Origin of the sequence: Pseudomonas crudilactis (assembly GCF_013433315.1) — a bacterium.
Classification (GTDB): domain Bacteria; phylum Pseudomonadota; class Gammaproteobacteria; order Pseudomonadales; family Pseudomonadaceae; genus Aquipseudomonas; species Aquipseudomonas crudilactis.
In genome coordinates this window covers 108,073-120,756 of sequence record NZ_WXVV01000016.1, presented here as the reverse complement: position 1 = coordinate 120,756, position 12,684 = coordinate 108,073, and the positions used below count along the sequence as shown (strand labels likewise).

Here is a 12,684-nt window from a genome sequence, read left to right as displayed (position 1 = left end):
AGATGAGTAGAACTGTTCTCAAATTTCCTCAGATTGAGGAAGTGATTCCCTGTGATGAAAGCTTTGCGATCTCTTACCTGAAACTAAACGACAGTGCCGAGCTTCAGAAAGCCATTCACGTCGGCATCACCGATGCCGACGCAGGCAATTTGATTGACCTGGCCACCGTAAAAGCCCAATGGCTTTCACGGTGCCCACCCCAGCGTTAAAACCGCGAAACACTCCGCATCGCATCCACCAGATAGCGCATCGCAATCCGGTCCCCTTCTGAAAGCTCTCGATAACGCTCCACCAGTTTCAGCTCGTCGGAGCTGAGTCGGCGTCTTTTGCGGCCGCTGCCCAGGCAAGGAAAGATGCCCAACATGTCGGTGATGCCTTGGATTTTTGCCATGGACGATGTCCTTCTCTAATACTGCAAAGAATTGCTTAAACACCACATCGCCCTGCCCCTTACAGCAGCGCCGTGTGCCCTACCGGTCAGATGGGTCGCACCGGTCATGCCCATAGAATAGAAATTAAATCGGCGCTGAAAAGCGGTTTTTAGAGTAATTAGTCGAAAAAAGCAGATATGCCGTGTAAATCAGAACGCCCTGTCAGATTTTTAACCGACATGTCTTGTTTCATTGACACACTGGCGCGGTGAATCAACGAATTTTGCATTGCGAGCGAACCGTTTAAGCTAGCCGGCATCTGTTAATAGTCCGTTGCGTTTGGCCGAAGGCTTGTCCGAACCGTTATTTCTGATCCAGCACGTGCCAGGAACGGCGCGGGATTGCACACGACAGGTTGTATTTATGCACCGCAGGAATTTGCTCAAAGCGTCCATGGCCATTGCGGCTTACACCGGTCTTTCAGCCACTGGCCTGCTGGCCAGCCGTGCGTGGGCGGCCAATGGCGGCGCCGCCGATGGCGAGGCGCAGGCCTTCGACTTCGAAGCGCTGAAGCGCCAGGCCAAGCAACTGGCTGGCAGCGCCTATCAGGACACCAAACAGGTGCTGCCGCCAACCCTGGCGACCATGACCCCGCAGAACTTCAACGCGATCCGCTACGACGGCGAGCATTCGCTGTGGAAGGAAAACAAGGGGCAGCTGGACGTGCAGTTCTTCCACGTCGGCATGGGATTCCGTCAGCCGGTGCGCATGTACAGCGTCGACGCCAAGACGCGCACTGCCCGCGAGGTGCATTTCCGCCCGGCACTGTTCAACTATGAAAACACTTCTGTCGACACCCAGCAGCTCAAGGGTGACCTCGGTTTTGCCGGCTTCAAGCTGTTCAAAGCGCCGGAGCTGGATCGTCACGATGTGTTGTCGTTCCTCGGCGCCAGTTATTTCCGTGCGGTAGACGCCACTGGCCAATATGGCCTCTCGGCGCGCGGTCTGGCGATCGACACGTACGCGAAAAAACGCGAAGAATTCCCTGACTTCACCAAGTTCTGGTTCGAGACACCGGACAAGAACGCCACCCGATTTGTGGTGTATGCCCTGCTCGACTCGCCGAGTGCCACTGGCGCTTACCGTTTCGACATCGACTGCCAGGCCGAGCGCGTGGTGATGGAAGTCGATGCGCACATCAATGCGCGCACGGCAATCGAGCAATTGGGCATCTCGCCGATGACCAGTATGTTCAGTTGCGGCACCCACGAGCGCCGCATGTGCGACACCATCCACCCGCAGATCCACGACTCGGATCGTCTGGCGATGTGGCGCGGCAACGGCGAGTGGATCTGCCGTCCGCTGAACAACCCGGCGACGTTGCAGTTCAATGCGTTTGCCGACACCGATCCGAAAGGATTCGGTCTGGTGCAGACCGACCATGAATTCGCCAACTATCAGGACACCGTCGACTGGTACAGCAAGCGTCCGAGCCTGTGGGTAGAACCGACCACGGCGTGGGGTGAAGGCTCTATCGATCTGTTGGAAATTCCTACCACCGGCGAGACCCTCGACAACATCGTGGCATTCTGGACCCCGAAAAAACCGGTCGCTGCCGGGGATTCGCTGAACTACGGCTACAAGCTTTACTGGAGCGCATTGCCGCCAGTGGGTACGCCGTTGGCACGGGTTCATGCGACCCGTTCCGGCATGGGCGGATTCACCGAAGGCTGGGCACCGGGCGAGCACTATCCGCCGGTGTGGGCGCGCCGTTTTGCCGTGGACTTCACGGGCGGCGGTCTCGATCGCCTGCCGCAGGGCACCGGGATCGAGCCCGTGGTGACCTGCTCGAACGGCAAGGTGCAGGATTTCAGCGTGCTGGTGCTGGATGACATCAAGGGTTACCGGATCCTGTTTGACTGGTACCCGACCAATGACAGTGTTGAGCCGGTGGAGCTGCGCTTGTTTATCCGCACCAATGACCGCACGTTGAGCGAGACCTGGTTGTACCAGTACTTCCCGCCGGCGCCGGACAAGCGCAAATACCCTTGATGATTCTCTAGCGTTTGGGCACCTCTTCGCGAGCAAGCTCGCTCCCACACATGATCTCGGCCGATTACAAAAATCATGACCGACTTCGATTCAATGTGGGAGCGAGCTTGCTCGCGAAGGCGGCAGCACAGGCAAAATACAATCATCAGACAAAAACAAAGCCCCGGCCATCACTGACCGGAGCTTTTTGCTTTATCGCTAATACTCAATCGCGCAAATCAGACTCATGAATCGGCTGATCCCGATGAGTCGCACGCTGATACTGCGCCGGCCACACCGCTTTGCGCCCACCCAGATCATCGTCGGCATGCAGCGGCCAGTACGGATCACGCAGCAGCTCTCGGGCGAGGAAGATGATGTCGGCCTGACAGGTGCGCAGAATATGCTCGGCCTGCGCCGGCTCGGTAATCATTCCCACGGTACCTGTGGCGATGCCCGACTCTTTGCGTACGCGTTCAGCGAAACGCGTCTGATAACCCGGCCCGACGGGGATCTCCGCGTTGGCTGCGGTGCCGCCTGACGACACGTCGATCAGATCCGCGCCAAGAGTGTGCAGGCGTCGCGCCAGTTCCACGGTTTCATCCGGGTTCCAGCCGTCTTCCACCCAGTCCGTGGCCGACACCCGAACAAACAGCGGCAACTCCTCTGGCCAGACCGCCCTCACCGCTTCAGTGACTTGCAGCACCAGACGAATGCGGTTCTCAAACGAACCACCGTACTGATCGCGGCGCTGATTGCTCAGCGGCGAAAGAAACTGATGCAGCAGATAACCATGCGCCGCGTGTACCTCGACCACACTGAAACCCGCCTTCAGCGCGCGCTTGGCGGCGTCGACAAACGCCTGAATGACTTCGGCGATCTGCCCTTCATCCAGCTGTTTCGGTTGTGTGTGCTGCGGATCGAAAGCAATCGGCGACGGCCCGACCGGGGTCCAGCCGCCATCCTCCGGTTTGACGCTACCATGCTTGCCGATCCACGGCCGATGGGTGCTGGCCTTGCGCCCGGCGTGGGCCAATTGAATGCCGGCAACCGCGCCTTGGGAGGTAATAAAGCGAGTAATACGTTGCAGCGGTTCGATTTGTTCGTCGTTCCACAGGCCCAGGTCTTCGGCGGTGATCCGCCCATCGGCGGTGACCGCCGTGGCTTCGGTGAAGACCAGACCGGCGCCACCCACCGCGCGACTACCGAGGTGCACCAGATGCCAGTCGTTGGCCAGGCCATCGACGCTCGAGTACTGGCACATCGGTGATACGGCTATGCGGTTGGGCAGGGTCAGTTGGCGAAGAGTGAAGGGTTCAAGCAGCAGACTCATGGGGCACCTCTCAAATCAGTGGGCAGGCTCCAGGGTTCTGTTTGAATAGTCGACGAGTGACAGGAAAAAGGTGCAGCACCCGCCCCCGCGGGCAAAAAATTCGACAAGACGTCACAAGGCCAATCAAGCAGTGCTTAGAGCCTAGTCGACAACCGGGGATGAGGGAGGGTTCAGAGTGATTCAGTGTGTGAAAGGACGCTCTCGCGAGCAGGTCGAATCGTCGCACCGTCGCTCCCACAGGGGATATGCATTCCAAATGTGGGAGCGAGCCTGCTCGCGAAGGACTTAGCGCGGTTCGATATGGGCAATCATCAACTGAACAGTCTCATTCCCCCGAAACTCGTTAACGTCGAGCTTATAAGCCAGTTCAACCCACTTGATCGTCGGGTTCGGCCAGATATCCCGGTCAATACCAAACGCAATGCCATCCAGCTTCACCGAACCGCACTCGCTTTTCAGCACCACTTTCAGGTGTCGTTCACCGACCACGCGCTGTTCGACCAACTGAAACACGCCATGAAACAGCGGCTCCGGGAAGTGCTGCCCCCAAGGCCCAGCGTGGCGCAGCGCGCGAGCCAGTTCGAGGTGGAACTCTTCGACCGCCAGCGTGCCATCGGTCAGCATGCGCCCGGTGAGGTCGTCTTCGCGAAGTTGCCTACGCACTTCAGCGTCAAAGGCCTCGGCGAACAGCGGAAAATTCTCCTGCGGCAAGGTCAGACCGGCCGCCATTGCATGGCCACCGTACTTGGCGATCAGGTTTGGATGCTGCGCCGCTACCACGCTCAAGGCATCGCGAATGTGGAAACCTTGCACCGAACGCCCCGAGCCCTTGAGCAAACCATCGCCCGCATCGGCAAAGGCAATGGTCGGACGGAAGTAACGTTCTTTCATGCGTGAAGCGAGGATGCCGATCACACCCTGGTGCCACTCGGGATCGAACAGGCACAAACCAAACGGCATCGACTCGACCGGCAAGTCCTTGAGCTGCGCCAGCGCTTCACGCTGCATGCCCTGCTCGATGGATTTGCGATCCTGGTTCATGCCGTCCAGTTGCGCGGCCATTTCCCGGGCCAGGTTGGCGTCGGCGGTGAGCAAGCATTCGATGCCCAGGCTCATGTCATCCAGACGCCCGGCCGCGTTCAGACGCGGCCCGACGATAAACCCTAGATCGGTGGAGGTGATGCGCGCAGCGTCACGCTTGGCCACTTCAAGAATCGCTTTGATCCCCGGCCGTGCGCGACCGGCGCGAATCCGTTCCAAGCCTTGATGCACCAGAATCCGGTTGTTGGCGTCCAGCGGCACCACGTCAGCGACGCTGCCCAGCGCCACCAGATCGAGCAGTTCACCGATGTTCGGCTGCGGCTTGTTCTCGTACCAGCCGAGGCTGCGCAGGCGCGCACGCAACGCCATCAACACATAAAAAATGACCCCGACGCCGGCCAGTGCCTTGCTCGGAAATTCGCAACCAGGCTGGTTCGGGTTGACCAACGCATCCGCCTGCGGCAGTTCTTCACCGGGCAAATGGTGGTCGGTGATCAGCACTTTGAGGCCGGCCTTTTTCGCCGCCGCCACACCTTCGACGCTGGAGATGCCGTTGTCGACGGTGACCAGCAAATGCGGCTCCCGAGTCAAAGCGACTTCAACGATTTCCGGAGTCAGGCCATAGCCATATTCGAAACGGTTCGGCACCAGATAATCGACGTGCGCCGCACCGAGCAGACGCAAACCAAGCATGCCAACCGTGCTGGCCGTCGCGCCGTCCGCATCGAAGTCGCCGACGATGAGAATGCGCTGGCGTTGTTCCAGCGCTGTCACCAGCAAGTCCACCGCCGCGTCGATGCCCTTGAGCTGCTGAAACGGGATCAACCGCGCCAGACTCTTGTCCAGCTCCGCCTCGGACTGCACGCCCCGCGCCGCGTACAGGCGGGTCAGCAGCGGCGGAATATCACCCAGAAAGGGCAGCGTGGCAGGCAGTTGACGAGGTTCGATACGCATGGGGTGACGGAAACTTCTCTTTAATACGTGGGATTAATCAGTTGAAGGCGCGGGATCAGCCGCGCTCACCTTGCAGCCATTGCAACTGAACTTCGTGCTGACCACGGTCGTCGGTGACGAAGATCGTCCCTTCGCTGATCATCACGTCCCACTTGATAACGCGGGGCATGTCCTTGGCCAGGGTTTCCAGCACTTCTTGCGGAACCGCAGCGATGTTGACGTTCTTCAGATTCTTGATCGCCGGGATCACTTTGGTTTCCCAAACGCGCAGGCTGCCGTAGGCCAGCAGGCTGGTGCGCTCGGTGCGACGCGAGCACCAGGTCAGGCGATCCGCGTCAGGCTGGCCGACTTCAATCCAGTGCAGGACGCGATCATCCAAGCTCTTTTCCCACAGTGCAGGTTCATCCACGTCTGACAGACCGCGACCAAACGACAACTGCTCGTTGTACCAGAGGGCGTAGGCCAGCAGTCGCACGGTCATGCGCTCTTCGGTTTCCGAAGGGTGACGGGCGATGGTCTGCTTGACGCTCTCGTAGACACTGCGGTCGAGGTCGGTGAGGTTCAGTTCAAACTTGTAGGTAGTGGACGGCTGGGCCATGAACGGGCTTCTTGATACGAGGAAAGTCGGCAAGTCTAACCGATGCGGTAGGCAATCATCGAATTGATGGCGATCAAGCTGCGGCGTCTGACAGCCGGCTATGTTAAAACGCTGTATCCGCTCAGCCTTGTCCTACAGGATTTCGCATGCCGTTCACCAGCAAACCGCTCTCGGGTCTGAAAGTCATTGAATTGGGTACATTGATTGCCGGGCCGTTTGCCTCGCGCATTTGCGGGGAGTTCGGTGCCGAAGTGATCAAGATCGAATCGCCGGACGGCGGGGATCCATTGCGCAAGTGGCGAAAACTGTATGAAGGCACGTCGCTGTGGTGGTTCGTCCAGGCGCGCAATAAAAAGTCGCTGACGCTGAACCTCAAACACCCTGACGGTTTGGCGATCCTGAAACAACTGCTCAGCGAAGCCGACATCCTCATCGAGAATTTCCGCCCAGGCGTGCTGGAAAAACTCGGCCTGAGTTGGGACACCCTGCACGCGCTGAACCCGAAACTGGTGATGGTGCGCCTGTCCGGTTTTGGCCAGACCGGGCCGATGAAGGACCAGCCTGGCTTCGGCGCGGTCGGCGAGTCCATGGGCGGTCTGCGCTACATCACTGGCTTCGAGGACCGGCCACCGGTGCGTACCGGGATTTCCATCGGCGACTCGATTGCCGCGTTGTGGGGCGTGATCGGCGCGCTGATGGCTCTGCGTCATCGCGAAGTCAACGGTGGCACTGGTCAGGTTGTCGATGTGGCGTTGTATGAAGCGATTTTCGCGATGATGGAAAGCATGGTGCCGGAGTTCGACGTGTTCGGTTTTATCCGCGAGCGCACCGGCAACATCATGCCCGGCATCACGCCCTCCTCCATCCACACCAGTGCCGACGGCAAACACGTGCAGATCGGCGCCAATGGTGACGCGATCTTCAAACGCTTCATGCTGATCATCGGCCGCGAAGACCTGGCCAATGACCCTACCCTGACCAGCAACGACGGGCGTGACAATCGTCGCGACGAGTTGTACGGCGTGATCGATCGCTGGGTCAATTCGCTGCCGCTGCAAAGCGTGCTCGACCTGCTCAATCAGGCCGAGGTGCCGGCCAGCCGGATCTTCAGTGCCGAAGACATGTTCAACGATCCGCAGTATCTGGCCCGGGAAATGTTCCTTCACGCCAAACTGCCAGACGGCAAACCTTTCAAGATGCCGGGGATCGTGCCGAAACTCTCAGAGACACCGGGCTCCTCCGAATGGGTCGGGCCGCAGCTCGGTGAACACAATGCGCAGGTACTCCACGATCTTGGCTACGACGAAAAGCAGATCGCCCGATTGCGCGAAGACGGAGCCATTTAAGCTGAAGCGCCTGCCGACACCGGACGCCAATCGCGCCCACCAGTGGTGGACGTGGCGGTTGTTCGGCCTGGTGTTTCTATTGACCTTGCCTGCTTGGGCTCAGGCGAAACCGACGTTGACCTGGTTATTGCGCGACTTGCCGCCACTGACTATTTTCGAAGGCCCGAAAAAGGGCCAGGGCGTCATTGATCACCTCATGCCAATGCTGATCGCCGGCATGCCGCAATACGAACACCAGTTGATGCGGGTCAATCGAGCCCGAGGCAGCCAGATGCTTCACGAAGCCTCCTTCACCTGCGACCCGTCGCTGATATGGAGCAAAGAGCGGACGCAATGGATCGCGTACTCCATCCCGGCCTTTCGCGCCGTCAGCAATGGGCTGGTGGTGCGTCAGAACGATCGCGAAGTGTTGGCGCCGTTTCTCGTGGAGGGTGAAATCGATCTGGCAGCGCTCCTGGCCAATGGCAAAGAGAAAATCGGTGTCGTGGCTGAGCGCAGTTACGGTGAAATGGTCGATGACCTGCTGCGCCAGGCACCACGGGACGCACTGACACCTCATTACGGCAATGACGCCCTGAACAGTCTGCTGATGATGCAGCGCCTGGGACGATTACAGGTGGTGCTGGGCTACTGGCCAGAAATTCGTTATCAGGCTCATCTGGCGCAAATCGCCGAAGACGAGTTGCTGTTTTATCCGATCCGCGGCACCGGTAAATATCTGTCGGGCTACATCGGCTGCTCCGACACACACCAGGGCCGTCAGGCGATCAGCGAAATAAACCAACTGCTGCGCACCCTCCCCCACGATCAACTGAACCAGCTGTACGCCGACTGGCTGGACCCCGCGATGCGAAGCGATTACCTCAAACAGGCCCGATCATTCTTCGAGCAACAAGCGGCGCCCTGAGCCAATTGCAGACAAAAAGAAACCCCGAGAAGTGGGGAGACGACTCGGGGTTAAACGTGGCCTGCATAAGGCCCGTAACAGCAAGCGACAAGCACCGGAGCACAATGCTTGATCCTGCTGTCATGGGGTCTGACTGACAGGGATGCAGGAAGGTTCCCACAAAAGATGTTTGATTTTCAGAGCGCCGGACGCTTGTCCAGAGCCGCATTACGCAAGGCCGCAATCACACAGGGCTCCAGGCGTCCTTCGGCAATCAGAATGTCGCGGTGCAAGCCGTCAACGACATCGGTCAACTGGCGCTTGTCGGTCAACTGCGCCTGGTTGAATTGGCGCTCCACTACAATCGCGCCGTTGCTGTTCTTCAAGGTCACCAGGCATTCACCGTGGGCGCCGCTTGGAGACAAAGAAACCTGATACGGGCTCAGAGCCTCACCGAGCAATAGACTGATACTTTCCATCTCGATCTCCACTCAATAGTCCGAAAACATTGTGTCTGGGGCGTGTCCACAGTAAATGACCACCGGCCCGAGAAGAAAGTTCTGCATTCCGCTCGCCAGCACCGGCGTGTCACGGAGGTATCACCGGTCTGTCAGAGCATGCACGGCAAAGATGACAGAAAAATAACCGGCCGCTTCAGGCCCCGACCGGCAGCGAAGGTGAAATCAGGTAGCTGTCCAGCAAACTGCGCATCAGTACTGCCGAAACAGGTGTTTGCAGAAGCCCCAGCAGTCGCAACCGATGCTCGCACAGCAACGGTTGGAGGTCGTTGAGCACGCTCGGCGCCACCGCGCCCAGCAGGATCAGCGCCCGCGCTTCGCGCTCCACTGCTACGTGCCGAATCAGGGCCAGGCCATCACCGCCCTTGAGCTGCGGATCGCAAATAGCGATATCGACCACGCCACGATGCCCCAGTGAACATAAGGCCGATGCCAGCGATGACGCGGTCAGGACATCATAAATGCCGATAGCATTGAGCATTTGGTGCAACGCCATCAGCTGGAACGGATTGGGTTCAAGAATCAGGACTTTAAGCGAGCGCATGGGCGACCTCTGAAGCGACAATCGCGGACTCTCACCGCAGTTGCTACTCACTGTAGGGCAGCCCTTTGAAGCCTCCCATCGGAAAAGTAGCCGCGTCTTATAGGACATTTCCCATTCTCAATGCAGACATCGGCACCCGCTCTCCGCCCGGCGCTGGGTAATGTCCGTCCAGCCGCCCAGCAGTCCGCGCAATTTGCCATCGACACTGTAAAACGGCACCGTCCACTGATAGACCTCCCGCGTACCGTTCTTGAACAGCAATTGCCGCTTGCTGAAACGTGACTTACGCGTGCGCAACTGCACCATGAATTCGTCGTGAAGCATGCGCGCGGTTGCTTCTGGCAACGCATCGACCTCCATCAACAGCCGCCCCTGCACCTGGTCCTGACGTACCGAAAGCGCTTCTTCATAGCTGCGGTTGCACATGATCAGCCGCCCCTGAAGATCACGGACAAACATCGGATCAGGCATGGAATCGATCAGTGCGTGCTGGAACGCCAATTGATCACCGAGGCTTTTCTCGGCAGCACGGCGTTGCTTGATCACCACCGTCAGGCGGCGGTTCCACACCAGCGACAGCAAGCCGAACACACCGAGGATCACCGCTGCCCAACAGCCCCACTCAATCATCCGTTGCCAGAGCGTGGGGACGGGCTTGAGCGAGATTCCCTCCAGCCACTTCAGGCGAATGGCGCGTAACTCGGGAGCAGGAAAGGCCTCCAGTGCCTTGTTGAGAATACTTAATAGCTCTGGCATGCCCTTGCGCACGGCCAGATGATCAGCTTCCCATTTGCCTTCTACCAAACCACCCACCTTAAGCAGACCCAGCGGGTAAAGTTGCGCCCCGATTTCATTCTCGATCGTCGCGTAGGCTTCGCCGCTTTCGACCAATGCTCGCGCTTCGGCGTAAGTCTTGACCGAACGGATCTCGATCGACGGGTAATCGCGTCGAATCACATCCTCCAGTGCGTGCCGGGCCGGCAACACCAGCACCCGCTTGGCGAGTTGCTCCAGTGACTCTACCGACGGCGCACCGGCGCGCCCGACAAACACCCAGCCAGCCCCACCGAAGGCGTGGCTGAAATCCAGAAACGCCTTGCGCTCATCGCTCATCGCCAGGGTCGTACTGATGTCCGCCTGGCCGCTTTCGAGACGCTCCAGCATGTGATCGGTGGAAAACGACTCCTGATGCATGAACTTCAACCCGGTCATCGCAGTGACGCGCTTGAGCACATCATTGTTCAAACCGCTCCACTGTCCATGTTCATCCTGGAACAGATACAACGGGTATTGCACCGACGCTACCGTTACCCGCGGATTGTCGCGAATCCATTGGCGCTCGTGCGCGTCCAGTTCAACAGGCTGGACGTTGAGTGCCATAACGTCATCGTTCAGCGCCAGTTGCGCCGCCACACTGCAGCGCATCAACCCGAGCAATCCGAACAAGAACAACCAGCCCAGTGCCGGTTTCAAACCTCTATAAAACAGCATTGCCACTTCCTTCGTGATCGACTCACCCGTCCTTCGTGGGTGAAAACCCGAGCAGTGTGGCAGCAGAAACAAAAAAGCCCGTCAGGAGACGGGCTTCAAAATGTGACAGCTTTTGCAGGCTTAAAGCGGCTTGCCGCGGTTGCCATGCTGGCTGACAAAGGCCTGCACGGCTTTCAGCTCGTTTGGCAGAACGGTGCAGCGCTCGTTTCGCTCAAACAAATCAGAAAGATGTGCAGGCAGTTCGAGCGCTTTTCCTACACCGGCTTTCTCCACTGCATCCGGGAATTTAACTGGATGTGCGGTGCCGAGGATCACCATTGGAATGTCCAGGCTGCGACGGCATTCGCGCGCGGCCTTGACGCCAATGGCGGTGTGCGGATCCAGCACTTCACCGCACTGCTCGTAGACTTCGGCGATGGTTTCGCAAGTCTGCGCATCGTCCACAGCCAGCGAGTCGAACAGTTTGCGTGCTTCGGTCCAGCGCTCTTGTTCGACGCTGAAGCCACCACCTTGCTTGAACGTGTCCATCAGCCCGGCGATCGCCGCACCGTTGCGACCGTGCAAGTCGAACAGCAGGCGTTCGAAGTTCGACGAGACCATGATGTCCATCGACGGCGACAGCGTGGCGTGCAGGGTCTCCTTGACGTACTGATTACCGCTCATGAAGCGGTGCAGGATGTCGTTGCGGTTGGTGGCGACGATCAACTGATTGATCGGCAGGCCCATGTTGCGCGCCAGGTAACCGGCGAAGATGTCGCCGAAGTTACCGGTTGGCACCGAGAACGACACCGAACGCGCCGGGCCGCCCAACTGCAGGGCTGCATGGAAGTAGTAAACGATCTGGGCCATGATCCGCGCCCAGTTGATCGAGTTCACCGCGACCAGACGCGTGCCTTTGAGGAAGCTCTGGTCGGCGAAGCTGTTCTTGACCATCTCCTGGCAGTCATCGAAGTTGCCTTCGATGGCGATGTTGTGGATGTTCTCGCCGAAAATCGTGGTCATCTGCCGGCGCTGCACTTCGGACACACGGTTGTGCGGGTGCAGGATGAAGATGTCGACGTTTTCGCAGTGCTTGCAGCCTTCGATGGCGGCCGAACCGGTATCACCGGAAGTAGCGCCGACGATGACAACGCGCTCGCCGCGCTTTTCCAGCACGTAGTCGAGCAGACGACCGAGCAGTTGCAGGGCGAAGTCCTTGAACGCCAGGGTCGGGCCGTGGAACAGCTCGAGCACCCATTCGTTGCCGTTCAGCTGACGCAGCGGCGCGACGGCGCTGTGCGAGAACACACCGTAGGTTTCTTCGAGAATCTTTTTGAAATCGGCGTCCGGAATGCTGCCGGTGACAAACGGGCGCATCACCCGGAAGGCCAGTTCGTGATACGGCAAGCCGGCCCAGGAAGCGATCTCTTCCTGGGTGAAACGTGGCAGGTTTTCCGGAACGTACAGACCGCCGTCGGTGGCGAGACCGGCCAGCAGGACGTCTTCGAAATTCAGGGCCGGTGCCTGGCCGCGGGTACTGATATAACGCATGATTTCAAACCTTCGGTTTGGGCTTCAAGCCGTAAGCTGCA

Annotated in this window: 11 protein-coding genes; 3 read left to right on the top strand and 8 right to left on the bottom strand. The window is 58.9% G+C overall.

What is annotated here, in order from left to right:
- Positions 1-205 precede the first annotated feature (205 nt).
- Positions 206-391, bottom strand: a complete 186-nt coding sequence (locus GTU76_RS18570) for a hypothetical protein (protein WP_016986386.1) — start codon at positions 389-391, stop codon at positions 206-208.
- A gap of 403 nt (positions 392-794) precedes the next feature.
- Between GTU76_RS18570 and GTU76_RS18565 the strand changes: the two genes are divergently transcribed.
- The gene (locus GTU76_RS18565; RefSeq protein WP_038357769.1) at positions 795-2,423 is read left to right on the top strand and encodes a glucan biosynthesis protein D; all 1,629 of its coding nucleotides are present in this window, start codon (positions 795-797) and stop codon (positions 2,421-2,423) included.
- A 205-nt stretch (positions 2,424-2,628) separates the two neighbouring features.
- On the opposite strand, the gene GTU76_RS18560 is transcribed toward GTU76_RS18565, so the two are convergent.
- From GTU76_RS18560 to GTU76_RS18550, 3 genes are all read right to left on the bottom strand, one after another.
- Positions 2,629-3,735 carry an NADH:flavin oxidoreductase/NADH oxidase gene (locus tag GTU76_RS18560; protein WP_180699271.1) on the bottom strand — a complete coding sequence of 369 codons (1,107 nt, stop codon included), beginning with the start codon at positions 3,733-3,735 and terminating at the stop codon, positions 2,629-2,631.
- Positions 3,736-4,020: 285 nt separating this feature from the next.
- Positions 4,021-5,730 carry a single-stranded-DNA-specific exonuclease RecJ gene (gene recJ / locus GTU76_RS18555; protein ID WP_180699269.1) on the bottom strand — a complete coding sequence of 570 codons (1,710 nt, stop codon included), beginning with the start codon at positions 5,728-5,730 and terminating at the stop codon, positions 4,021-4,023.
- 55 nt (positions 5,731-5,785) lie between these two features.
- Positions 5,786-6,328: a YaeQ family protein gene (locus tag GTU76_RS18550; RefSeq protein WP_007908961.1), complete on the bottom strand. Its 543-nt coding sequence runs from the start codon at positions 6,326-6,328 to the stop codon at positions 5,786-5,788.
- Between the two features lie 146 nt (positions 6,329-6,474).
- On the opposite strand from GTU76_RS18550, the gene GTU76_RS18545 reads away from it, so the two are divergent.
- Together GTU76_RS18545 and GTU76_RS18540 are read left to right on the top strand one after the other, a co-directional pair.
- Positions 6,475-7,674 (top strand): CaiB/BaiF CoA transferase family protein, encoded by a 1,200-nt coding sequence (locus GTU76_RS18545; RefSeq protein ID WP_016986383.1) that lies wholly within the window; start codon positions 6,475-6,477, stop codon positions 7,672-7,674.
- Positions 7,601-8,581 (top strand): TIGR02285 family protein, encoded by a 981-nt coding sequence (locus GTU76_RS18540; protein WP_080587511.1) that lies wholly within the window; start codon positions 7,601-7,603, stop codon positions 8,579-8,581. The genes GTU76_RS18545 and GTU76_RS18540 overlap by 74 nt, the downstream gene beginning before the upstream one ends.
- 176 nt (positions 8,582-8,757) lie before the next feature.
- On the opposite strand, the gene GTU76_RS18535 is transcribed toward GTU76_RS18540, so the two are convergent.
- From GTU76_RS18535 to thrC, 4 genes are all read right to left on the bottom strand, one after another.
- Complete coding sequence (locus GTU76_RS18535) at positions 8,758-9,039, bottom strand: DUF3509 domain-containing protein (protein ID WP_016986381.1); 282 nt, start codon at positions 9,037-9,039, stop codon at positions 8,758-8,760.
- 175 nt (positions 9,040-9,214) lie between these two features.
- Positions 9,215-9,622 carry a response regulator gene (locus tag GTU76_RS18530; RefSeq protein ID WP_016986380.1) on the bottom strand — a complete coding sequence of 136 codons (408 nt, stop codon included), beginning with the start codon at positions 9,620-9,622 and terminating at the stop codon, positions 9,215-9,217.
- Positions 9,623-9,739: 117 nt separating this feature from the next.
- The gene (locus GTU76_RS18525) at positions 9,740-11,113 is read right to left on the bottom strand and encodes a transporter substrate-binding domain-containing protein (RefSeq protein ID WP_026000695.1); all 1,374 of its coding nucleotides are present in this window, start codon (positions 11,111-11,113) and stop codon (positions 9,740-9,742) included.
- A gap of 120 nt (positions 11,114-11,233) precedes the next feature.
- Positions 11,234-12,643, bottom strand: a complete 1,410-nt coding sequence (gene thrC, locus GTU76_RS18520) for a threonine synthase (protein ID WP_095119346.1) — start codon at positions 12,641-12,643, stop codon at positions 11,234-11,236.
- Between the last annotated feature and the right edge of the window lie 41 nt (positions 12,644-12,684).